Origin of the sequence: Arthrobacter sp. D5-1 (assembly GCF_017357425.1) — a bacterium.
Lineage (GTDB): Bacteria > Actinomycetota > Actinomycetes > Actinomycetales > Micrococcaceae > Arthrobacter.
Genome location: NZ_CP014571.1, coordinates 1,023,021 through 1,045,896, shown reverse-complemented (window position 1 = coordinate 1,045,896; position 22,876 = coordinate 1,023,021). Strand labels below are relative to the sequence as shown.

The following is a 22,876-nucleotide window of genomic DNA, read 5'->3' as shown; positions in this document are numbered from 1 at the left end:
TTGTCCCACCCGCTTGGCATACTGGGACGGAGACAACAGGAGGTTCTATCGTGCGCGTGGCACTCGCCCAAGTCATCACCGGCCGGGATCTGGCCGACAATCTGCGGCTCCTGGAGGAGTACGCCCGTCTGGCGAAAGGCGGCGGCGCCGAACTTGTGGTCTTCCCCGAAGCCATGATGCGCGCGTTCGGGAATTCTCTTCTGGATGTCGCTGAACCCCTGGATGGGCCGTGGGCCGGGCGGGTGCGCGCCCTCGCCGACGAACTGCAGATAGTGATCGTGGCCGGCATGTTCACCCCCGGCACTCCTTCGGATTCAGGAGCGCGTCGCGTGCGGAACACGCTGCTGGCCACCGGGCCTGGCGTCGAGGCTAGCTACGACAAGATCCATCTCTTTGACGCGTTCGGCTTCGCCGAGTCGGACACCGTTGAGGCAGGTACAGACCCCGTAACGTTCGACGCCGGCGGCCTCACCTTTGGTTTAGCCACCTGCTACGACATCCGGTTCCCTGCCTTGTTCACGGCCAACGCTGATCGTGGCGCGGTGGTGAACATCGTCTCGGCGTCCTGGGGAGCCGGGCCGGGCAAAGCCGAGCAGTGGCAACTTCTTGCCCGGGCCCGCGCCGTGGACACCACCACGTTCGTGCTCGCGTGCGGCCAAGGAGATCCCGCCACGCAGGGCGTTGAGCCCAAAGGTGCCGCGCCCACGGGGGTGGGGTACTCCGCCGTCGTATCCCCGTTCGGCCAGGTCCTGGAATCCCTCGACGGCGAACCCGGCCTGATCTTCCACGACCTGGATCCCGCCGTGGTGCAGGAAGCCCGCCAAAAACTCCCGGTGCTGGCCAACCGCCGCGACTTCTGACTCCCCCACCGATCCTCTCTCACATCCCTAGCCCTTCAAACCAACGCTCTCTCACATCCCTAGCCCTTCAAACCAACGCTCTCTCACGTCCCGAGGTTTCTGAGTGAAGGAAAGCTCGCTGGGTACTGGGACTACTACCGAAAGCAAGAGGCCCCGAAGAGTTCAGAGCGTGCCACTCAAGCCCGAGGGACGTGAGAGAGCGTGCCGCTCAAGCCCGAGGGACGTGAGAGAACGTGCCACTCAAGCCCGAGGGACGTGAGAGAACGTGCCACTCAAGCCCGAGGGACGTGAGAGAACGTGCCACTCAAGCCCGAGGGACGTGAGAGAACGTGCCACTCAAGCCCGAGGGACGTGAGAGAACGTGCCACTCAAGCCCGAGGGACGTGAGAGAACGTGCCACTCAAGCCCGAGGGACGTGAGAGAACGTGCCACACTCAAGCCCGAGGGACGTGAGAGAACGTGCCACTCAAGCCCGAGGGACGTGAGAGAACGTGCCACTCAAGCCCGAGGGACGTGAGAGAGCGTGCCGCTCAAGCCCGAGGGACGTGAGAGAGCGTGCCGCTCAAGCCCGAGGGACGTGAGAGAGGGTTATAGCCGCCTACGGCACTCCAGGCACACAAAAGGCGCCGCAGGGGCCATCCGGAAGCATGCGTCCAAGCGGAGAACGATCGAGCATGCGAAGGATGGCGCTTGCGGCGCCTCAGCAAGGACTACTTAGCGGCGCGCTGCCTCGACACTTCGTACAGCGAAATGCCTACGGCCATGGAAGCGTTGAGCGACTCCATGGCGGAGTCGATCGGGATGGAGACGATCTGGTCGCAGTTTTCGCGGACGAGCCGGCTTAGGCCCTTGCCTTCGGAGCCGACCACGATGCAGACGGGCTCGGTGGCAACGGTGAGGTCAGGCAGGGAGACATCGCCATCGCCGTCCAGGCCCAGGACGTAGATGCCCATGTTCTTGAACTGCTTGAGCGCATTGTTGAGGTTCGACGCGCGGGCCACAGGTACGCGGACAGCGGCACCGGCGCTGGTCTTCCACGCGGACGCGGTGACGCCTACGGAGCGACGCTCGGGAACGATCACGCCGTGGCCGCTGAACGCGGACACGGAGCGGATGATTGCACCGAGGTTACGGGGGTCGGTGATGCCGTCCAGGGCAACGAAGATGGGGGCGTTGGAGATGTGCCCCTTCTTCCACTTGGCCAGGGTTGTCTCTGCGAGGTCATAGGCGTCCTCGTACTCGTACGGCGGGATCTGCAGGACGAGGCCCTGGTGGACAGCGTCCTCGGTCATGCGGTCCAGCTCAACCTTGCCGGTTTCGAGCAGGGGGATGCCACGCTCAGCTGCGAGTTTGAGGGATTCCTTGACGCGGTCGTCCATCTCGATGCGGATGGCGACGTGCAGTGCCTTGGCCGGGATGCCGGCGCGGAGGGCTTCGACCACCGAGTTACGGCCGGTGACCAGCTCTTCGGTTGCACGTCCCTTAGGGCCGGAGCGTGCACCGGCGCCACCGGGACGGGTGCCGGATCCGCGCTTGGCAGCTGAGCGTTCAGCCAGCTGCTTGTTCTTGTATGCCTTGTGGTAGGTGCGTTCCTCCGCCTTGGGCGTGGGACCCTTGCCCTCCAGGGCCTTGCGGCCGTGGCCACCGGTTCCGGTGGTGGGGCCCTTCTTCTGCTTGACCGACCGGCGACCATTGTTGGCCATGAGATTCCATCCTTGATTTTGTGAGTAAGTCTGGAATCAAGTCTACTGACCCGATGCAATTCGGCCGCCGCGCGGGTTCTTCAGTCGCGTTTAAGGCTCCAGGTGGCCCCGTCCGCACCGTCTTCGACGACGACGCCGGCTGCGGCCAGGGTGTCGCGGATCGCGTCGGATGCGGCCCAGTCCTTGCTGGCCCTGGCGGTGGCCCGGGCTGCGAGTTGAGCGTCGATCAGTACCTCCAATGCGGCGTGCTCGCGTCCCTGCACGGCTTCCGGACGCTTGACCGCATCCAAGCCAAGAACTTCGGTCATGGAGAGCACGCTGTAAAGGGCAGCCTTGGCGGCATCGAGGTCGCCGGACGCCAAGGCGGTATTGCCCGCGCGGACGGTCTCGTGGAGCACACCCAGCGCCTGCGGAACATTCAGGTCGTCGTCCATGGCAGCAATAAAGGCCGCCGGCATGTTGGCCTGCGGTGCCACCTCAGCGGCGGAGCCGCCGCTGAGCCTGGCCGACGCTTTGGCAATGAAACCGTCAATACGCTCGACGGCGGCAGCTGCCTCCTGCAGCGAGGTGGGCCGGTAATCCAGGATGGAGCGATAGTGCGCCTGGCCCAGGTAGTAACGGACCACGCGGGGCGATGCGAGCTCCAGCATTTCGGCCGGGCTCACCGTGTTGCCGATGGACTTGGACATCTTTTCGCCCTCGAAGGTGACCATGCCGTTGTGCATCCAGAAGTTGGCGAATTCATCGCCGGCAGCCTGGGACTGGGCCATCTCGTTCTCGTGGTGCGGGAAACGGAGATCCAGCCCCCCACCGTGGATGTCGAACCGCGGGCCAAGGTATTTGGTGACCATGGCAGAGCATTCGAGGTGCCAGCCGGGACGTCCGGCACCCCACGGGGAGTCCCACTTGGCGGTAACGGGCTCGCCGTCCTTGAAACCCTTCCACAGCGCGAAGTCCCGCGGGTCACGCTTGCCGCGAGGGTCGGCGTCGGGGGCTCCCTGCATGTCATCGATATTCTGCCGCGTCAGCGAGCCGTACTTGCTCCAGGAGCGGACATCGAAGTAGACATCGCCGGAATCGTCCAAGGCAGGGTAGGCATGGCCGCGGTCGATGAGGCGCTGGATGAGCGCGTGCATTTCCGGGATGTGGCCGGTGGCGCGGGGCTCGTAGGTTGGCCGCTGGACTCCCAGGGAGTCGTAGGCGTCCTCGAACTCCTGCTCGTAGCGGTAGGCCAACGCCCACCATTCTTCAGCTTGGCGCGCGCTGGGTTCGGCGTCCCAGTCCGGCCCAAAGGACTGGGCGGACTTGGCAAGGATTTTGTCGTCGATGTCGGTGACGTTCCGCACCACTGTGACGCGGAGGCCACGGAATTCGAGCCAGCGGGTCAGCTGGTCGAAGGCAATGGCCGACCTGACGTGGCCCACGTGCGGCATTCCCTGGACAGTGGCCCCGCAGTAGTAGACGCTGGCCTTGCCGTCTTCGAGGGGAACGAAGTCGCGGACTTCGGCGGAGGCGGTGTCATAGAAGCGCAGGGTCACCGCTCCAGATTAGCCGATGACACGGCATGACCTGCCTACTTGCAGTATTCGCCGATCTTGTTGAACTGGACGGTGAGCTTCTCCTGTTGGTCCTTGGTGGCCGCGCCGAGCGATGAAGCGGCGGCTTCGTCCATGATCGCCGCCATGTCCTTGATCGGGTTGCCGATCTCCGGAGCCAGTTTGTCCGCGATCCCGTGATAGTGCGCAGCGATCTGCTTGGACTGCTGCTGCTGGTTGCCCTCGGGCTTGAAGGTGTCGTTGTTCAGGAACTCGCAGCTGGCCGCCACGTCCATCTTCGGTGTCCCGGCACAACCGCCCAGCAGGAGGACCGCGGCAAGGCCTGCGGACAGCGCCACTGCGGAACGCATGACGTCGGCAGGCAGCTTACGCATGCGGCGCACCTTTCGCGGGACTCGGCTCCGCCGGCGCCACCTCGTGGGCGCTGACCGGGTAAACGAGGGCCGTGGCGACAGCGGAGATTCCCTCGCCGCGGCCGGTGAAGCCCAGGCCATCGCTGGTGGTGGCCGTAACGCTGACGGGAGCACCCGCGGCCTCGCTCAAAACCTGCTGGGAGTCTTCCCGTCGGGGGCCGAACTTGGGTCGGTTGGCAACGAACTGCACGGCGACGTTCCCGATCTCGAACCCTGCTGCACGGACGATGCGGGCTGCCTCGCTGAGCAGCGTCACCCCGGAGGCTCCTGCATATTCGGGTCGGTCCGTACCGAAGTGCGTGCCGAGGTCCCCGATCCCGCAGGCGGAGAAGAGCGCATCGGCTGCCGCGTGGGCCACACAATCGCCGTCCGAATGCCCCGAGAGTCCTTGCTCGCCTTCCCAGAAGAGCCCGCCCAACCAGAGCGGTTGGGGATCATCATCGGGGGCGAACGCGTGCACGTCCACACCGATGCCGGTACGGGGCAGGATCATGTCCCGGCTCGACGTCATCAGCCCTCCACCCATCGAATCCCCAGCGGACCTTCCAGGAGGCCTTCAGCGATGATGAGGTCCAGCGGAGTGGTGATCTTAAGGGACTGGCTGGCCCCGCGGACGGAGTGGACCGGAACACCCAGCAGCTCCACCAGCATGGCGTCGTCCGTCACGGTGGCGGCTTGTTTGTCGTCAAAGAGTCCAGCAGCCTCGTGGGCGCGGCGCAGGGTGGCCAGTTCGAAGCCTTGCGGCGTCTGCACGGCCCTGAGGTGTTCGCGCGGCGCCGTTCCCGTGACTATCTCCGGCGCAATGGACGAGTCCCTGCCCGTGGTCTCGGCGACGGTCTTAATGGTGTCCACCACCGGCATGGCCGGAATGACAGCTTTCGCACCGGAGGCCAGGGCATCGGCTACGCGCTCGAAGACGCGCTCCGGGGCCAAGGCGCGGGCTGCATCGTGCACAAGGACGAATTCCGTGCCGTCTTCCAAAGCAGCCAAAGCGGCCCGGACGGAATCAGCACGGGATGATCCGCCGTCGACCACTGAGATTTCCGGGCCACCATCCACCAGGTCAATGGTGAAGTCGGCGATCAACTCGCGGAGTTCGGTGTCGCCCTTGGGCACTGCAATGCAGATCTGGCGCGCGACGTCCGCTGCGACCACCCCACGGAGGGCATGCATCAGGATGGCTTCGCCGCCCAGCGGAACCCGGGCTTTGGGCATGCCGTAGCCGAGGCGCTCACCGGAACCGGCGGCAACCACGATCACGGCCGTAACGGCGCGCTTGGAAGGATTACTCATGGTCACCAGAGTACTTTGTGGCAAAAAGAAACCCGGCGGCGCTTTCGCACCACCGGGGCTCAATTCTTAGGAAGCCAAGACCTCGTCAAGAACGCTTGCAGCCTTCTCTTCGTCTGTCTTCTCAGCCAGGGCCAGTTCTGAAATCAGAATCTGCCGCGCCTTGGCCAGCATCCGCTTCTCGCCTGCGGAAAGGCCGCGATCGTGATCACGACGCCAAAGATCGCGAACGACCTCCGCCACCTTGATGACATCGCCTGAAGCAAGCTTCTCCAGGTTCGCCTTGTAACGACGTGACCAGTTGGTAGGCTCTTCAGTGAACTCGGCGCGGAGAACGTCAAAAACGTGCTCCAAGCCTTCTTTGCCCACTACGTCCCGGACCCCAACAAGGTCAACGTTCTCTGCTGGAACTTCAATGGTCAGATCACCCTGAGCCACCTTGAGCTTGAGATACATCTTCTCTTCGCCCTTGATGGTGCGCATCTTGATTTCCTCAATTTTTGCTGCACCGTGGTGAGGGTAAACTACTGTCTCGCCGACCTCAAAAACCATGTGGACTTTCCCCTTTCCCGCAGATTAGTCTATCACGATTAAGGCATACGACTGGCACCCAGCAGGCCGTTCTACCGCGCCAATACAGGGAAAAAGGCCTTAAACGACTTCCTCCAAGGTCTTGACGTAATCCGGGAAAGATGCTTCGAGCAAGCAACGTGCGACCAAGATCTCCTCCGATGCCCGCGCCATAATGGCCTCCCGAATCCTTATTTTGGCGGGTTTGCCGATAGGCTATGGCTGAAAAGTGTTCCAATGACTCTTGAGGAGTAGGTGTCGTGCGCAATACTGCGATGAACCCTGTCCAGCGCGGCAAGCTGGCAATTGCGGCGGCTGCAATCGGCGTCGGTCTTCTGTCCGTCACCGGCTGCGGATTCGTCAACGCCCAGCAGACTACCCACCAGTACTCGGCATCGGACGGGATCAAAGCTGATCTCGGTCAGTTGCAGTTGCGCAACATCCTGATTGTTGCCTCCGGTGAGAACGAGCCCGGCCGTGTGATCGGCGCCGTCTTCAACCAGTCCAGCACTGATGCGACGCTCACGATCAGCGGCGCGAACGGCGCCCAGACGGAGATCCCGGTCAAGGCCAACTCGGAAACGTTGTTGAACGACACCACGGACGCCGCCATCCTGAGCACCGCAGGCGTGATCCCGGGTGGACTGACTCCGGTCACCATCCGCAGCGGGTCGGATTCCGCCACGATCAACGTTCCGGTGGTCGACGGCACGCTGGCTGAGTACACCAAGTACCTGCCCACCACGCCTACTCCCACGGCAACGCCGACGTCGACGTCGACGTCCACCGAATCCGCAGCAGCCGGCCACTAGCAGGCAGCGCGCTGCAAGACAGACAACACAAGGAAGGGTCCCGCCGAGGCGGGACCCTTCCTTTTGTCATTACCGCAGCTATTGCAGCGAAATCTTTACGGCTCGAACTTGTAGCCGAGTCCACGCACCGTCACCAGGTAGCGGGGCGCAGAGGGATCGGGCTCGATCTTGCTGCGGAGGCGTTTCACGTGAACGTCCAGCGTCTTGGTGTCGCCAACATAATCCGAACCCCACACACGATCAATCAACTGGCCGCGCGTCAGCACCCTGCCCGAGTTGCGGAGCAGCATCTCCAACAGTTCGAACTCCTTCAACGGCAAAGATACTTGTTCGCCGTTGACGCTGACCACGTGCCGTTCAATGTCCATGCGGACAGGACCGGCCTGCACGGTGGATGTGATGAGCTCCTCCGGCTCGCCCTGACGGCGCAGGACCGCACGGACACGGGCCACCAGCTCACGGGAGGAGTAGGGCTTGGTGACGTAGTCGTCGGCGCCGAGTTCCAGGCCAACCACCTTGTCGATCTCCGAGTCCTTGGCCGTGAGCATAATGACGGGCACGCTGGAACGCTGGCGCAACTGTCGGCACACCTCCGTTCCCGGAGTTCCTGGCAGTTGCAGGTCCAGGAGGACCAGGTCCGCACCGTTCCGGTCGAACTCCACCAAGGCATCGCTGCCGTTGTCCACTACCTCGACGTCAAAGCCCTCTTTGCCCAGGAGATAGGACAGAGGGTCGCTGAAGGACTCTTCGTCCTCCACAATCAAAATCCGGCTCAAGCGCTGGCTCCTTGCTCTTGGGCGCCGCTGGCGCCCCCTTGTTGACCCGCGATATGGGGCTGTTGCCCCGCGACAGGGGTTTGTTGAATCGCAGTGTTGGCTTGGTTAACCGCCCGGTGGGGTTCGACGGCGGCAGCAGGCGCCTTAGGTTCCCCGGACGCGTCCGCTGTGCCAGCGGGAGCCGGGAGGGCGCCGTCGTCCTCCTGGCCTTCCATCTCCGGCAGGCGGATAGTGAACGTGGACCCTTGGCCGGGCTGGGACCAGACGGTCACCTCGCCACCGTGGTTGGAGACCACATGCTTGACGATGCTCAGGCCAAGACCGGTGCCGCCTGTATGCCGCGAACGGGCGGCGTCAACGCGGTAGAAGCGTTCAAAAACGCGTTCCTGGTCCTCGGGTGTCAAACCCTCGCCCTGGTCCGTCACTGAGATGGCGACGACGCCTTCCCGGGTTCGGATGCCCACTCCCACCCGGGTGTTTTCGGGTGAGTAGCGGATGGCGTTGTCTATCAGGTTGCGCAGCGCAGTCACCAGCAGGTCGCGGTCGCCGAAGACCAGTGAGTCTGAATGGCCGCCCACGACAATCTGGATGTTCTTGCTCTCCGCCGGCAGCTGCGAGCGGTCCACTGCCTCGGTGATCACGGTGTTGATGTCCACCGCATGCCCTTGCTGGGCGACGTTGGCACCCTGCAGGCGGGAAAGTTCAATGATGTCCTGTACCAGGGCCGCGAGCCGGCCGGACTCCTTGTGCATGCGCTTGGCGAAGCGGCGTACGGCTTCCTCGTCATCCGGCGAGGCTTCCAGAGCTTCAGCCAGGAGGGAGATGGCGCCGACGGGAGTCTTGAGCTCGTGGGACACGTTGGCCACGAAGTCGTTGCGGATCTCTTCGGTGCGGGTGATTTCCGTGCGGTCGTCCGCGAGGAGCACGATGTATTCCTGGCCCAGCATGGCCGCCCGCACCTGCACCACGATGGTTCCCTTGCCCAAAGGACCACGGGGAAGCTCGTACTGCTCCTCCAGGATCACGCCGTCGCGGCGGACTTTCGCAGTCATGTCCAGGAGCTGCTTGTGCACCACTGTGTGCCCGCGGACCAGGCCGTAGGCATACGCAGCGGGACTCGCACGCACCACGCCGTCGATCACGTCCACCACAACAAACGCGCGCCCGACGACGGCTAGCACTTCCGCAGCTCCGTCAGGAAGGCGGGGCTCAGCAACGTCCAGGTCCACAATGCTCCGCTGCCGCTCACTGATCCTGAACGCGAGCATGCCAAAGACGCCCAACGACAGGCCAACGAGGCCGGCGACGACACCTATGAGCAATGGATCCACGGCTCCAGCTTATGCTGTGGAAAGACGGACAAGCATTGATCCGGCGCCAAACGCGGACGGTTCAACTAACGTTCATCTAAAGGTGCCGAACAGTTCACTGGCTCCTGACACAGTTACTGGTTGGACTGCCAATGGTTTTGAAGTCCGGCCCGCATCCAGGGAACCGGATTTCCAAAGAAAGGACGCCTTAGTGCGCAAGGTTTTTCAGGAGGAGCTCACCCAGGTAGGTGACGACCTCATCGAGATCTCCAAGCTGGTTCACGAAGCAATCACGAAGGCCACAACGTCCTTCGAAGGCGCCGACGTGGATCTTGCCCAGGACGTCATCGCGGCGGATGCACGGATCGATTTCCTGCAGAACAGCCTCGACGAGCGTGCCATCGACATCCTTGCCCTGCAGGGCCCTGTGGCCAGCGACCTCCGCATGATCGTGGGTTCGCTGCGCATGAGTGCGTCGCTGGAACGCATGGGTGACCTGGCCCGACACGTAGCCCAGCTGGCGCGTCTCCGCTACCCGGCCACCGTGATCCCTGCTCCGCTGACCCAGACCTTCAAGGCCATGGCGCAGCACGACATCGAGATCACCTCCAAGGTCATCGAGCTCCTTGAAACCCGCGACCTTGAGGTCGCCCGCGACATCCTCAAGATCAACATCGCCGTGGACGACCTCCACCTCAGCGTCTTCAAGGCCATCGCCGCCCCTGAATGGAGCGAGAGCCCGTCCACCACCGTGGACGTTGCCTTGGCCAGCCGGTACTTCGAGCGCTTCGCTGATCACGGTGTATCCGTAGCCCGCAAGGTCACCTACCTGGTGACGGGTGAATGGCAGCCTGAAGGCTTCTAGCCCTTCCTATACCGCAGAAACAACGACGGCGGCCGGTCACCTGGCCGGTTCTAGCGGTCGTTGCAACACCCAGAATTTTTGGGAGTTGCAACGACCGTGTCGTCTTTAAAGAAGGTACCGGTAAACCGGCGGATGTACGCGCCTGAGCTAAGGACTCAGTTCTTTCAAGCCCTTGATCGTCTTGGCAGCGTCACTGCCGCAGCTTCGGAACTTGGACTGAATCGGGTGACTTGTTACCAGTGGTGCCGGAAGGCCGGCGTCCGGAACGAGAAGGTCGTCAGGACGCAGTACGCGCCAGAGCAGAAGGAAGAGTTCTTCACGGTCCTCCGGCGCGTGGAGAGCGTGACTCTGGCCGCTGCCGAACTTGGTTTGAACGTCAATACCTGCCACCGCTGGGCCTCGGAAGCGGGAATTGCCAGCAAAGCCCCAGGATCCGACCGGCGGGAAAAATTCCTCCGGCTGCGGAAGGTCGGAATGAGCCGAAGCGAAGCCATCACCGCCGTAGGTGTCAATCCTAAGACCGCCCGGGAGTGGGAACGCGGGATCAGGAAGTCTGGTGGGCGACGCATTTATCCGGATGGCCGGGTGGTCGATTACAAACGTGGTGTGACCACTAAGACCTCTTCCACCGGCACACCAGGAGTGGTGCCGGTGGAAGTATCAGCGTTAGAGAAACCTATTGACCCGCGATACCTCAATGTTCAGGAACGGGAATTGATCCGGGATCTGCAGGCAGCTGGCTCCTCGGTGAGGGCGATCGCCCGCACCATCGGCAGATCGCCTTCAACAGTCAGCCGGGAGCTGGCACGAAATACCGACCCCCTCCTGGGCTACTTGCCCCACGGAGCGCATCGCAAGGCAGCTACCCGGCGGAGGCGGCCCAAGTCCGCCAAACTGGCCATCGAGTCGGGCCTGCGCAACTACGTGAAAGACAAGTTGCTCCTACGCTGGTCTCCAGAGCAGATCAGCCACACCCTGGTCGAAGAATTCCCCGACAGACCGGAGATGCGCGTGAGCACCGAGACCATTTATCAGGCCCTCTACCTCCAGGCACGGGGCGGACTCAAACGCGAGGTCCAGGCAGCGCTACGCACCGGCCGGACCCGCCGGAAACCCCACCGCACGGACGAGCAGCGCACCCCCAGATTCGTCGACCCGATGATCATGATTTCCGAACGACCACCCGAGATCGAGGACCGCGCGGTGCCCGGCCATTGGGAGGGCGACCTCATCACCGGGGCCCTGAACCAGTCCGCGATCGCGACCTTAGTCGAGCGCACCACCCGATACGTGATGCTCGTCCACCTCCCGGGCGACCACACCGCCGAAACTGTCCGCGACGGCCTCATCAAAACAATGGCGACATTGCCGGCACACCTGCGAGGCTCCCTGACCTGGGACCAAGGCGCCGAAATGGCAGCCCACAAATCCTTCACCCTCGCCACCGACATGCAGGTCTATTTTTGCGACCCCGCCAGCCCCTGGCAACGCGGCTCAAACGAAAACACCAACGGCCTGCTACGCCAATACTTCCCCAAAGGCACCGACCTATCCGCCTACGGACCCGAAGACCTCGAACACGTCGCCCAGGAACTCAACGGCCGCCCACGCAAAACGCTCGGCTGGAAAACCCCAGCCGAGCGCCTACGTGATTTACTACTAACCACCTAACCAACAGGTGTTGCAACGACTCCTAGAAACCGCCCCTCAGGTGACCGGCCGCCGTCGTGTGGTGCTCAGGCGCTACTTTTTGCCCTGGTTGGCTACCGCGAGGATGGCCTGGGCTGCGGCGTCGGGATCCAGGTAGGTTCCGCCGGGGTTGATGGGCTGGAAGTCCTCATCCAGTTCATAGACCAGCGGGATGCCCGTGGGGATGTTCAGCCCGGCGATGGCGTCGTCGCTGATGCCATCCAGGTGCTTCACGAGGGCACGCAGGGAGTTGCCGTGCGCGGTGACCAGGACGGTCTTGCCGGCTTTGAGGTCTTCCTTGATGTCCGATTCCCAGTAAGGGAGCAGGCGTACCAGGACGTCCTTGAGGCACTCGGTGCGCGGCAGTGCGTCACCAAGATCCTTGTAGCGGACGTCGTGTGCCTGGGAGAATTCGCTGTCGTCGGACAGGGGCGGCGGCGGAGTGTCGTAGCTGCGGCGCCATTCCATGAACTGCTCTTCACCGAACTCGGCCAGGGTCTGGGCCTTGTCCTTGCCCTGCAACGCGCCGTAGTGGCGTTCGTTCAGGCGCCAGTCGCGCTTGACCGGGATCCAGCCTCGGTTGGCTTTGTCCAGTGCCATGTTGGCGGTGTTGATGGCACGCTTCAAGAGCGAGGTGTAGAGGACGTCCGGCAGGATGTTGTTCTCCACGAGGAGCTCTCCACCGCGGACTGCTTCTTCGCGGCCTTGATCGTTCAGGTCTACGTCCACCCAGCCGGTGAACAGGTTCTTGGCGTTCCAGTCGCTGTGGCCATGGCGCAGCAGAATCAGCTTGTAAGTCATGGTTTTCATCCTAGCCGAGCGGCTCCATTGCCTGCCCGGCATTACGTCCGCGCGAGATAAAGTGGGGGCCGTGGTGCAAAAAGCGGAACGGGTGGGTTCTCCCCGCAGTCGGGGCGGCAACCTGTCAGGCAAACCGATCGGCAACATCACCCGCGGCACCACGAATCCCAACCGCATGCGCCGCCTGGACCGTTGGCTTGCCGGGCCTCAGGCGTGGCGGCTTCGCGCCGCCGTCGAGCCCCTGGTGGTGGACCTGGGGTATGGCGCTTCGCCGACCACCGCCGTCGAGCTTTTTGAACGCCTGCAGTCCGTACGGCCGGATGTCCGCGTCTGCGGGATCGAGATTGAACCGGAACGCGTCAGGACCGCCAAAGCACTGGAGCGGCCCGGGCTGAGCTTCCACGTTGGGGGCTTCGAGGTTCCCGTACCCGGAAATCCGGTGCTGGTCCGCGCCTTCAATGTGCTGCGCCAATACGAGGAAGCCGACGTTGCCCGAATTTGGCGGCTGGTGCAGTCGCGGCTGGCGCCGGGAGGCCTGTTCATTGACGGCACATGTGATGAGATCGGCCGCCGGGTGACATGGGTGGCCCTGGATTCCGAGCGCCCGTTGAGCCTCAGTTTTTCAGTACGGTTCGGCAGTTTCGAACTGCCGTCCGAAATCGCTGAGCGGCTGCCAAAAGCCCTTATTCACAGGAACGTTCCCGGCGAACCGGTTCACGCGTTCCTGCAGGCGATGGACAAGGCGTGGCTGGAGGCGGCACCTCTGGCGTCGTTCGGAAACCGGCAGCGGTGGACAGACATGTGCCGTTCACTGCGCGACGCCGGATGGCCGCTTCACGACGGGCCGGCGCGGTGGCGCCTCGGTGAAGTGACCGTGGCGTGGGACGCTGTGGCGCCCCAGTAGCGCTTTCCGGAAGTGCTTACCAGGGACCGTAAGGGCCAACGTTGCGGTTGCCGCCGCTGCCGGCCTCGCGCAGGGCGGGGCGGACATCGGCAAGGTACACGCAGGCCGCGGTGACTGCAGCGATACCGAAGAGGCCCAAGCCGCTTCCGCCGGTGAAGACCGTCAGTGCCCCGATGGCGAAAGCAATGCCGGTGAGCGCAGTCCAGAACGTCTTGGTCCGCTTGGAAGCGGCCACGAAGAGCGTCGGGCGGTGGCGCAGGCAGTCAGCGAAGGCCCACACTTCCAAGGCAAGGGCTACCAGGCCAAGGATGAAGTACACCGCATTGGTGACAATCGCGATCAAGAATTTTCCGTCCACGCCCTTTAGCCTAGCCGTCCAGCGACTTCAGCGCTTGCTCAAGGTCGGACCAGAGGTCCTCCGCGTTCTCGATTCCAACGCTCAACCGGACCAGGTTCTCCGGAACGCTCAGCGGCTCAGCGGTGTGCCGGCGCCGGCGCTCAATCAGTGACTCGACGCCACCCAGCGACGTTGCGGGCAGCCAGAGCTGCAGCGCCCGGACCAGTTCGTCCGCAGCGTCAGCACCGCTGCGCTGTTCGTCTCCGGCAATCTGGATGCACAGGATGGAGCCGAAGCCCTTCATCTGCACCTTGGCGCGCTCGTGTCCGGGATCGGTGGGAAGGCCCGGATAGCGGATCGCTTCAACCCGCGGGTGGGTGCTGAGGCGTTCGGCGAGGGTTGCAGCCGTTGCCTGCGAGCGTTCAATCCGCAGGGCGAGGGTGCGGAGGCCGCGCAGAGCCAGCCAGGCTTCGAACGGCCCGGCGATGCCACCATGGATGATGCGGTGGTGCAGAAGCGTGGCGCGCAGCTCCGGATTGGATGTCACCAGGGCGCCAAGGACCACATCCGAATGTCCGGCCAGGTACTTGGTCACCGAGTGAAGCACGACGTCGGATCCCAGGCTGAGCGGTTGCTGCACCAACGGCGTCGAGAAAGTGTTGTCCGTGACCACGATTGCGCCCACTGCGTGCGCGGCATCGGCCAGTGCACGGATATCGGCGATGCCTAGCATGGGGTTGGTGGGGCTCTCCAGCCAGAGGAGATCGGCTTTCTTGCCGGTCTCCGGGCTGATGAGGGCCTTCACGGCATCCGTGTCCGTGATGTCCACAGTGCGCAGCTCCAGGAAACCCTTCTCTGCCAGCTCCGTGGCCATCACCAAGGACCCCGCGTAGCTGTGGGACGGCATGACAACCACGCCGCCTGCAGGTACCAGCGATAGTGCGGAACTGACGGCCGCGAGGCCGGAGGCGTACAGCAGGCCCGGGAGGGTGGCACCTTCCAACTTGGCGAGTGCATCCTCGAACGGGTCCCACGTGGGGTTGGCATACCGTCCGTAGCCGCGGTCCCCGTCGCTTAATGAACCTGTGCCGAAATAGGTCGAGGACAGGACGATAGGCGGATTCACCGGCTCATCGTGGGCCCGTTCGGGGCGGCCTGCAGCAACGACAACGGTTTCCGGAGACAAATCGGCGGCATGCTGATCGGAAAGGCTCATGGTTTCAGCGTAGCCGCGGGCAAGGCTGCGGATGAAAGGCGTTACGCGTCTTGATGTCAGTGAAGCTCGGTAGGCTAGACGCGTGAGTATTCAGAGCCCAGGTCTTTTTATTGCCTTCGAAGGCGGGGATGGAGCGGGCAAGTCCACGCAGGCCGCCCGGCTCTCTGACGCCCTTCAGTCGCGGGGATTTTCCGTGCTGCACACACGGGAACCCGGCGGCACCCCCATTGGCGAGAAATTGCGTTCCCTGGTCCTGGACCATGGGCACGGAACCATCGATGCCCGTACGGAAGCGCTCATGTTTGCTGCGGCCCGCGCCGCCCATGCGAGCCAGGTGATCCGCCCTGCATTGGCTGAGGGAACGGTAGTCATCACTGACCGCTACATCGACTCGTCAGTGGCCTATCAGGGTGCTGGACGCGGTTTGGGTGCCGAGGGAGTCTTGACGCTCAACCAGTGGGCCACTGATGGCTTGCGCCCGGACCTGACCGTACTGCTCGACGTCGACCCCTCCGACGGCCGCCGGCGGCGGACTGCCGGGGACGCCGCGGAGGACAGGCTGGAGTCCGAGCCTGATGCCTTCCACGCCGCCATCCGCCATGCTTTCCTGGAACTCGCCGAGGCCACACCGACGGGCTACTTGGTCCTGCCGGCCAATTCCGACATTGACACCCTCGCCGCCCAGATCCTTGAACGGGTGGAATCTTTGCTGGGTGACCGCGTTCCGGGCGACCGTCCGTGAGTGTTTGGGACGACCTCCAAGGGCAGGCACCCGTCGTAGCGCAATTGAAGCAGGCGGCGCAGGGTGAAACCGGTCTCACCCATGCGTGGCTGTTCACCGGTCCGCCGGGATCCGGACGTTCCAATGCAGCCAAGGCCTTCGCGGCAGCGCTGAATTGCGAGCAGGACGACGTCGCCCTTCGCGGTTGCGGTCAATGCGCGGCCTGCCACACGATTCTCGGCGAGACACACTCTGATGTGACGTTCGTGCGGACCGAGAAAGTCACTATCACCATTGACGAGGCCCGTGCACTGGTATCCAAAGCGGGCGACAGGCCGGCGACTGGCCGGTGGCGGATCATCGTGGTGGAGGACGCAGACCGCATGGCCGAGCGGACCACCAACGTGCTGTTGAAGGCCATCGAGGAACCCACGCCCCGCACCATCTGGATGTTGTGTGCCCCCTCCCCCGCTGATGTCCTGGTCACCATCCGTTCCCGGTGCCGTCCGGTAAGCCTTCGACTTCCGCCGGCATCCGACGTCGCCGATCTCCTGGTAAGGCGCGACGGCGTCGAACGGCAACTCGCTGACCGCGCCGCACGCGCTGCGCAAAGCCATATCGGTATTGCCCGGCGGCTGGCACGCGACGCCGATGCCAGGCAACGCCGCTTGGATACGGTAAAGATTCCCCTTGGCCTTCGCGGCGTCACCGCTGCGGTGATGATGGCCGAGAAGCTGGTGAAAATCGCCACCGAAGAGGCCAACAGCTCCAATGACGAGCGTGATGCGGCGGAGAAAATCGCCCTGTTGGCAAGCCTCGGCGCCCCAGAGTCCGGCACGTTGCCGCCCTCCATGCGCAGCCAGGTCAAACAACTTGAGGACGACCAGAAAAGGCGGGCCAAGCGGTCCATCACCGACTCCCTGGACCGTACCCTGACGGATCTGCTGTCCTTCTACAGGGACGTGTTGATCATCCAGTTGGGGAACGCTGTGGAACTGGTCAACGTTGAGCTCAAGAGCGAACTGGAAGACTACGCCGGCAGTTCAACCCCGGAAACCACCCTGGCCCGGATGGACGCCATCAACAAAGCCCGTGTCCGAATCACCACCACCAATGTGGCTCCCCTGTTGGCGGTCGAGTCCATGGCCACGAGCCTCATCCAGCAATAGGAGAACCCATGACGTCCGCACCCCACCGGCCCGCCGGTGCCCCTTCAAGGGACCGGTCCGCCCAGCGTGGGGCCCGTCGCGGCTTCGTGGCTGCTGGTGTTGCCGTAGCTGCCGCACTGGTGCTGAGCGCCTGCACTGTGCCGTTCCTGCCGGCACCCACGGCCAAGCCGTCCACCAGCACCGTGGATCCCTCAATAGCGGCCTCGGCCCCCAAGGGCCTGGAGAAGTTCTACTCGCAGCCGGTGGAGTGGAGTTCCTGCGAAAATGGCTTCCAGTGCGGCGAAGTCCAGGTGCCCAAGGACTACGCAAACCCAGGGGCCGGCGACATCACGCTCTCCGTCATCAAGTTGCCCAGCACCGGCAACAAGCAGGGATCAATCCTGGTCAACCCCGGTGGCCCCGGCGGCTCCGGGGTGGATTACATCAAGGATGCAGGCAACACCAACTTCACCGAAAAACTGAAGAACAACTTCGATCTGGTGGGCTTTGATCCCCGCGGCGTGAAACGCTCAGCTCCCGTCAAGTGCATGACCGACGCCGAACGTGATGCTGCCCGCGAAAAGGTGTTCCGGAAGAACACCGACGAAGGACTGGAAGCCGCACTGGCCTTCAACAAAGCCTTCGCTGAACAGTGCTTGGAGCAGACCGGGGATGTCCTGGGACAGATTGATACCGTCAGCGCGGCCAAGGACCTGGATGTCCTTCGCGCCGTGGTCAACGACGCCAAGCTCAACTACTTGGGCTTCTCCTACGGCACCTTCCTTGGATCCACTTATGCTGCACTTTTCCCGGACAACGTGGGCCGCCTGGTCCTGGACGGCGCCGTGGATCCGTCCATCAGCAACGAGGAACTGACCGCCGGACAAGCACGGGCCTTCGAACGGGCGATCCGCACCTACGTAGCCAGCTGCCAGGGCCAGAACCAGTGTCCCCTCAGCGGATCCGTAGATAACGGCGTCCAGGAGATCAGGGACCTCATCAACGCCGTGGACCAGAATCCCCAGACCGCCAAGGACGGCCGTTTGGTGACCAGCAATGACTTCGTCAACGGACTGATCCTGCCGCTGTACAACGACCAAAGCTGGCCCGCCCTGACCCAGGCTCTGGAGAGCGCCTTCTCCGGGGACGTGTCCCAGATGATGCGGCTTGCCGATCTTGGGGCCGACCGTGAGGCCAACGGCACCTACAGCTCCAACTCCGCCTTCGCGTTCCAGGCCATCAACTGCCTGGACTACCCCATGGTCACTGACACCGCGGGTATGCGGGCCGAGGAAGCCCGCCTGATCCAGGATTCCCCCACCTTCGGTTCCTTCTTTGCCTACGGCGGAGTCAACTGCAAGGACTGGCCGTACAAGAACACCCGCACGCCTGCACCTGTTGAATACAACGGGTCCGCTCCCATCGTGGTGGTGGGCACCACCGGCGACCCCGCCACTCCCCTGGAGTGGTCCCAGTCGCTGCGCAAGCAGTTGGAAAACGCCTCACTGGTCACTTGGGAAGGTGAGGGGCACACCGCCTACGGCCGCTCGAACTCCTGCGTCAGCACCGCCGTCGACGAGTACTTTGTTGATGGCAAGCTGCCGCAGGACGGCCTGAAGTGCTAGAGGTGCCTGGCTTCGCGTTTTTCCACCAAGAGCGGTAGTTGCTTAATGGAATCCACCACGACGGTGGCGCCGGCTGCTCGCAGCGTCGCTTCGGAGTGCGAGCCCGTCAGCACCCCGGCGATGAGGGACGCGCCCGAGCGGATGCCTGAGAGCATGTCCGAGCTCGTATCGCCGACCACCGCTACCTCGCGCACGTCGTCAAGGTCCAGGGCGAGCACGGCAGTCAGGATCATGTCCGGGTAAGGCCGGCCACGTCCGGCATCGGCAGGACACAGGCTGAGGTCGGCCAGGCCCATCCATCCCAAAGATTCCAGCACCATGTTCTGCGTGTGCCGGCCAAAGCCCGTGGCCAGGCACACCTGCATGCCGGACTCACGCATCCACAGGATGGCGTCCTCCGCGCCCGGAATGGCGCGGACGCCGCCGTCGTCGATCATTTCGTCGTACGCCTTCTCAAAGACCTTGTTGGCACTGGCAGCCACCTCTGCGTCGTCGAAAAGGTGGCTGAACACGGTCATTTTCGAAAAGCCCATGGTGTCCCGGGCATAGCCCAACATGCTCTCGAATCTGCTGCTGCCGGGTTCGATGCCGTGCTCGGCCAGCGCCCGGGACATGGCCAATTCCGTGCGGCCATCATCGGTGATGGTGGTGCCCACCATGTCCACCACCGCCAGCCTCAGCCGGTTGGATGTGTGGCTGGCGTCCCTGGTCAATGCGTCCCCGGTCATTGAGCGGCTCCTTTGGCTTGTCTGTGTGGCGGGTGTACCTCGCCACAGTTGATTCCCCAGCTTCCGGCGGCAGGGAAACGCCTGCCTGAACCCGGCCCGACGCTGGGGTGAACATCCCTGCAACGGCCGCCACCGCTCTCGTTTTGACCCGGATGCGGTGCCTCTACTACAGTTGTGTCTTGCGTGATCGCCCGGGAAACCGGTGATTGGCGCGGTGCTTCCTTAGCTCAGTCGGTAGAGCGTTTCACTCGTAATGAAAAGGTCATCAGTTCGATTCTGATAGGAAGCTCAGAGAAAAACCCCGCTGGTTCGTTGAACCAGCGGGGTTTTTGTTTGTTAAGTCCGGGACTGAGCCGCCCAGCTTAATGGTGGAAATATCGAACATTTCCCCAAATTCTCGAAATGTTTGAGAGCGCCGGTGCCGTCCAGGTCCTGCCGCCCGGGGAAGCCCCCGCTCGGGAAGGCGCTGCAGAGCCCATGACCGAAGAAGAGGTCATCAGCGTGGTCGAATCCCAAAGGATCTTCAATTTCCCCCATGGGCCCCCTCCTAGGACGCTCCAGGCCGTTCAGATCCTGGACTGTCTGGAACCCGGAACGTGGGTCGCGGGAGTCAGCTGCCCAGCCGGGACATCAGCACGGCGACGGCGGCCGATACTCCCCCGGCCAGAGAACCTTCCAGCTCGGGTGCGAAGAACGGCGAATGGTTGACGGGCACTGGACCTTCAATCCCCGAGGCGGGCGTGCCACCGAACATCCAGAACACCGACGGCACTCCGATCGCGGTACCCAGGTGCCCGAAGTCCTCGCTGCCCATCATCGGCGGTGTGATGTCCACTGCCTCAGCCCCCAACGCCAGCCGCAGTGCCTCGATGACGGGAGGGACGGCGTCGGGATCGTTGAAGCACTGCGGGAAGCGGTACATCTCCTCGATGTCCGGTGCGGGCGCCCCCGAGGCAGCGGCCTCGGCCTCGATGATGCGGCGAACGGCAGCGAGGACCTGGCCGCGGACGTCGTCGTCGAAGGTTCGGATGTTGAGCGTGAACTCGGCCGAGGCCGGGATGATGTTCTCCTTAAGTCCCGCGTGGAAGGTCCCCACAGTGACGACGGCGGACTTCCGCGGATCCAGCTCACGGGACACTATCCCCTGGAGTCGCGTGACCATATGGGCGGCCATGACGATGGGATCGATGGAGTCCTGCGGCTGGGAGCCATGCGACTGCTGGCCGTACACGGTGACCCGCAGCGAATCTGCCATGGCAGCCACCGGGCCGCTGGAAATCGCGACAGTGCCGACAGGCCGGGGCATGACGTGCTGCCCGAAAACCACCTCCGGCCGCGGCGCCTTGTCCCACAGTCCGTCGTCGAGCATGGCGAGCGCGCCGGCGGCAGTTTCCTCGCCAGGCTGGAAAATCAGCACCAGCGTTCCCGACCAAGCCTCCGGATTCCCTGCCAGCACCTCCGCGGCGCCAAGCAGGCTGGCTACATGCGTGTCGTGACCGCAGCCGTGCATAACGGGGACCACTGTGCCGTCCGGGAGGGTTCCGGTATCGGTGCTGGCGTAGTCCAGCCCGGTGGCTTCCTCGATCGGAAGGCCATCCGAGTCGGCACGGAACGCCACCACGGGACCCTCACCGTTCCGCAGGATTCCCACCACGCCCGTCCCGCCGCATCGGAAGTGCTCGAAACCGAGCCCGTCCAACTGTTCCTCAATCAATTCAGCAGTGGCGAACTCCTGCATGGACAGTTCCGGATGTGCGTGGAGGTGCCGGTACAGGGAGTGAAGCTTGGCGGTTTGTTGGGCGTCGAGCTGGAGGGCTGTGGCGGTGTGGGTCATGGGCCTGTCTTCCTGGTGATTGTGGGGACGGGGTGCTGGAGAGTGCTATTCGATGTGGATCGGCTTCGCTTCGGTGATGGTGGTCCTACCCCGGAAGAACCATGCGAGCAGGATGGTGCCCAGCACGGCGATAGCGGTTGACACCATGGCGAGCGACGGCGCCAGGGGCAGCACAACAAACACGACGACGGCCGAGACGACCAGCGCAAACACTGTGGTGCGGGGCTGCTTCATGGACACGATGGCCTGCACGAGCACTGCGCCAAGAACGGCGGGCAGCACGTACAGGCGGGTCACCAGCAGCACCGACGGCGGGATGACGCTGATCAGCCAGCTCCCCAGGAGTCCCACGAAGATCGCAAGCGAGATCAGGTGGACTGCCGCGGCACCGCAGATGGCGACCACGGCGGCCAGCTCGGCGCGCTTGCTGCCCGGCTTGGCACCGATATTGGTTTGCGCGATCAAAGCGGCCGGCAGGAGCTTGTTGGAGATATTGCCGATCATGAAGGCCTGGTACATCGCGGCAGGCCCGAGGATCGGGTAGTACGTGAGTGGCTCAACGATCCAGATGATGCCGAAGGTTGCGGCCACCGCAGCAAAGGCGATCCAAAGCTGTGCGGGGCCTATGTCCAGGCCACTGGCGAAGACAAGAAACAGTGGACCAGCTACCGAGACCAGCAGTCCGAAGATCATGGTGATCTGACCCCAACGGGACGTGGTGCGGCCGAACTCAGCCATGGCGGAGGTGCTGGTGGTGATGGGAGCGGAAGTAGTGGAAGACATACGGGGTGTTCCTTTCGTGCTCAAAGACAGGGGATGGACGTGTGGATCAGGCGCCGACGGCGAGGTAGGTAGCGCCCAGTCCGATGACGATGGAGAAGCCGAGCCCCCACTCGCGCAGCCAGCTCTTGCCGAGCTTCCTGGCCAGCAGCAGACACAACCCCATGACTGCGGCGGAGATAAGGAAGGACACAACGTGAACGCCGGACTTGGGGAGTTCGGTGAAGCCCAGGCAGGAGAAGGCTCCCATCAGGGCAGCCGCTGGGACGATGGCCATGGCCGCAGGGTTCACGGAGCGGATCTTGGCATCACCTTTGCGAAGCAGCGGTGTCAGGATCAGGGTGGCGAGCATCCACATGGCACCGCCGATACTCATGGCGAAGAACGCGACGGCGAAGACACTCTGCGTGTAGCCGGCGTCGCCGAGCTTCGCGCCTATGGAGCCTGCGGCGATGCCGGCCGCAGAGACGTCGTACGCAGCAGAGCCGATCAAACCAATCCTGGAAAGCACAGCCGGGGCGCCGAAGAGGCCCAGCAGGGCGATGGCAACGAGTGATACGGCCAGGGATGGTCCGATGGCGGAGACCGCACCGGAACGGAACGAAGTCTTGATGTCCTGCGGACTCATCTCTACGGATGGCGCTGCGCGTTGGGCAGCCTTCATGAAGATGACGGACTGGATGATGATCACGCCGAAGACACCGGCCACGCAGATCCACAGGACAGGATTGTTGGCGATAGCCATGATGTCGGTCGAATCGGTGGGGGTGAACGGTTGCAGTGCCAGGGGTTGGTGCATGGGAACCTCCGGGTGTGAGCCCCCCAGTCCGCGGCCGGACGACGCTGTGCGGCCCGTGGCGTTGTGGGGCAAATCCATACCCAGTAACCAGATCGGCCATGGGGTTACCAACACCATTTACTATGAGCCGGATCACACA

At 63.5% G+C, this 22,876-nt stretch carries 23 protein-coding genes and 1 tRNA gene; 9 read left to right on the top strand and 15 right to left on the bottom strand.

All coding sequences use genetic code 11. From position 1 onward, the window contains the following. Positions 1–50: 50 nt before the first annotated feature. A complete protein-coding gene (locus AYX22_RS04890; protein ID WP_207596375.1) occupies positions 51–860 on the top strand; it encodes a carbon-nitrogen hydrolase family protein in 810 nt (269 codons plus the stop codon). A gap of 710 nt (positions 861–1,570) precedes the next feature. On the opposite strand, the gene rlmB is transcribed toward AYX22_RS04890, so the two are convergent. The 6 genes from rlmB to AYX22_RS04860 form a co-directional block, all read right to left on the bottom strand. Then, positions 1,571–2,563, bottom strand: coding sequence for a 23S rRNA (guanosine(2251)-2'-O)-methyltransferase RlmB (gene rlmB / locus AYX22_RS04885; RefSeq protein WP_142936564.1), 993 nt, complete (start codon positions 2,561–2,563; stop codon positions 1,571–1,573). 80 nt (positions 2,564–2,643) lie between these two features. Further along, positions 2,644–4,101: a cysteine--tRNA ligase gene (gene cysS / locus AYX22_RS04880; RefSeq protein ID WP_207596374.1), complete on the bottom strand. Its 1,458-nt coding sequence runs from the start codon at positions 4,099–4,101 to the stop codon at positions 2,644–2,646. 35 nt (positions 4,102–4,136) lie between these two features. Next, positions 4,137–4,493 (bottom strand): hypothetical protein, encoded by a 357-nt coding sequence (locus AYX22_RS04875; protein ID WP_207596373.1) that lies wholly within the window; start codon positions 4,491–4,493, stop codon positions 4,137–4,139. Continuing rightward, on the bottom strand, positions 4,486–5,043 hold the full coding sequence (gene ispF / locus AYX22_RS04870; protein WP_207596372.1) for a 2-C-methyl-D-erythritol 2,4-cyclodiphosphate synthase: 558 nt from the start codon (positions 5,041–5,043) through the stop codon (positions 4,486–4,488). The genes AYX22_RS04875 and ispF overlap by 8 nt, the downstream gene beginning before the upstream one ends. After that, complete coding sequence (gene ispD, locus AYX22_RS04865) at positions 5,043–5,825, bottom strand: 2-C-methyl-D-erythritol 4-phosphate cytidylyltransferase (RefSeq protein ID WP_207596371.1); 783 nt, start codon at positions 5,823–5,825, stop codon at positions 5,043–5,045. The genes ispF and ispD overlap by 1 nt, the downstream gene beginning before the upstream one ends. Before the next feature lie 66 nt (positions 5,826–5,891). Beyond that, positions 5,892–6,374, bottom strand: coding sequence for a CarD family transcriptional regulator (locus tag AYX22_RS04860; RefSeq protein WP_011690592.1), 483 nt, complete (start codon positions 6,372–6,374; stop codon positions 5,892–5,894). 293 nt (positions 6,375–6,667) lie between these two features. Between AYX22_RS04860 and AYX22_RS04855 the strand changes: the two genes are divergently transcribed. Then, entirely contained in the window at positions 6,668–7,204 is a 537-nt protein-coding gene (locus tag AYX22_RS04855) for a hypothetical protein (RefSeq protein WP_207597477.1), read from the top strand. 95 nt (positions 7,205–7,299) lie between these two features. Here AYX22_RS04855 and AYX22_RS04850 read toward each other — a convergent pair whose 3' ends face one another. Further along, a complete protein-coding gene (locus tag AYX22_RS04850; protein ID WP_020608526.1) occupies positions 7,300–7,980 on the bottom strand; it encodes a response regulator transcription factor in 681 nt (226 codons plus the stop codon). Then, the gene (locus AYX22_RS04845; protein WP_242703611.1) at positions 7,977–9,302 is read right to left on the bottom strand and encodes an ATP-binding protein; all 1,326 of its coding nucleotides are present in this window, start codon (positions 9,300–9,302) and stop codon (positions 7,977–7,979) included. The genes AYX22_RS04850 and AYX22_RS04845 overlap by 4 nt, the downstream gene beginning before the upstream one ends. Before the next feature lie 199 nt (positions 9,303–9,501). On the opposite strand from AYX22_RS04845, the gene phoU reads away from it, so the two are divergent. Further along, positions 9,502–10,155: a phosphate signaling complex protein PhoU gene (gene phoU, locus AYX22_RS04840; RefSeq protein WP_207596369.1), complete on the top strand. Its 654-nt coding sequence runs from the start codon at positions 9,502–9,504 to the stop codon at positions 10,153–10,155. 474 nt (positions 10,156–10,629) lie between these two features. Further along, a complete protein-coding gene (locus tag AYX22_RS04835) occupies positions 10,630–11,826 on the top strand; it encodes an IS30 family transposase (RefSeq protein ID WP_207597452.1) in 1,197 nt (398 codons plus the stop codon). Positions 11,827–11,898: 72 nt separating this feature from the next. Here the strand turns inward: AYX22_RS04835 and AYX22_RS04830 are convergent, their stop codons facing one another. Beyond that, on the bottom strand, positions 11,899–12,645 hold the full coding sequence (locus tag AYX22_RS04830) for a phosphoglyceromutase (RefSeq protein ID WP_207596368.1): 747 nt from the start codon (positions 12,643–12,645) through the stop codon (positions 11,899–11,901). 70 nt (positions 12,646–12,715) lie between these two features. On the opposite strand from AYX22_RS04830, the gene AYX22_RS04825 reads away from it, so the two are divergent. After that, the gene (locus AYX22_RS04825; protein WP_207597476.1) at positions 12,716–13,549 is read left to right on the top strand and encodes a class I SAM-dependent methyltransferase; all 834 of its coding nucleotides are present in this window, start codon (positions 12,716–12,718) and stop codon (positions 13,547–13,549) included. 16 nt (positions 13,550–13,565) lie between these two features. On the opposite strand, the gene AYX22_RS04820 is transcribed toward AYX22_RS04825, so the two are convergent. Further along, a complete protein-coding gene (locus AYX22_RS04820) occupies positions 13,566–13,907 on the bottom strand; it encodes a DUF2516 family protein (protein ID WP_089593784.1) in 342 nt (113 codons plus the stop codon). Positions 13,908–13,917: 10 nt separating this feature from the next. Then, positions 13,918–15,102, bottom strand: a complete 1,185-nt coding sequence (locus AYX22_RS04815) for an aminotransferase class I/II-fold pyridoxal phosphate-dependent enzyme (RefSeq protein WP_207596367.1) — start codon at positions 15,100–15,102, stop codon at positions 13,918–13,920. A gap of 82 nt (positions 15,103–15,184) precedes the next feature. On the opposite strand from AYX22_RS04815, the gene tmk reads away from it, so the two are divergent. Genes tmk through AYX22_RS04800 form a run of 3 tightly spaced genes read left to right on the top strand, consistent with a single transcriptional unit; the run spans position 15,185 to position 18,596 of the window. Then, entirely contained in the window at positions 15,185–15,844 is a 660-nt protein-coding gene (gene tmk / locus AYX22_RS04810) for a dTMP kinase (RefSeq protein ID WP_207596365.1), read from the top strand. After that, a complete protein-coding gene (locus AYX22_RS04805) occupies positions 15,841–16,992 on the top strand; it encodes a DNA polymerase III subunit delta' (protein ID WP_207596363.1) in 1,152 nt (383 codons plus the stop codon). The genes tmk and AYX22_RS04805 overlap by 4 nt, the downstream gene beginning before the upstream one ends. An 8-nt stretch (positions 16,993–17,000) precedes the next feature. After that, positions 17,001–18,596 carry an alpha/beta hydrolase gene (locus AYX22_RS04800; protein ID WP_207596361.1) on the top strand — a complete coding sequence of 532 codons (1,596 nt, stop codon included), beginning with the start codon at positions 17,001–17,003 and terminating at the stop codon, positions 18,594–18,596. Here the strand turns inward: AYX22_RS04800 and AYX22_RS04795 are convergent. Continuing rightward, a complete protein-coding gene (locus AYX22_RS04795; protein WP_207596359.1) occupies positions 18,593–19,324 on the bottom strand; it encodes an HAD family hydrolase in 732 nt (243 codons plus the stop codon). The genes AYX22_RS04800 and AYX22_RS04795 overlap by 4 nt on opposite strands. A gap of 216 nt (positions 19,325–19,540) precedes the next feature. On the opposite strand from AYX22_RS04795, the gene AYX22_RS04790 reads away from it, so the two are divergent. After that, positions 19,541–19,613 (top strand) — tRNA-Thr (locus AYX22_RS04790). 321 nt (positions 19,614–19,934) lie between these two features. Here AYX22_RS04790 and AYX22_RS04785 read toward each other — a convergent pair. From AYX22_RS04785 to AYX22_RS04775, 3 genes are read right to left on the bottom strand one after another with little or no spacing between them, the layout of a single operon-like run. Continuing rightward, a complete protein-coding gene (locus AYX22_RS04785; RefSeq protein ID WP_207596357.1) occupies positions 19,935–21,158 on the bottom strand; it encodes an amidohydrolase in 1,224 nt (407 codons plus the stop codon). Positions 21,159–21,203: 45 nt separating this feature from the next. Beyond that, positions 21,204–21,941 (bottom strand): hypothetical protein, encoded by a 738-nt coding sequence (locus AYX22_RS04780; RefSeq protein WP_207596355.1) that lies wholly within the window; start codon positions 21,939–21,941, stop codon positions 21,204–21,206. Between the two features lie 46 nt (positions 21,942–21,987). Beyond that, positions 21,988–22,737, bottom strand: coding sequence for a DUF5058 family protein (locus AYX22_RS04775; protein WP_207597475.1), 750 nt, complete (start codon positions 22,735–22,737; stop codon positions 21,988–21,990). Positions 22,738–22,876 lie beyond the last annotated feature (139 nt).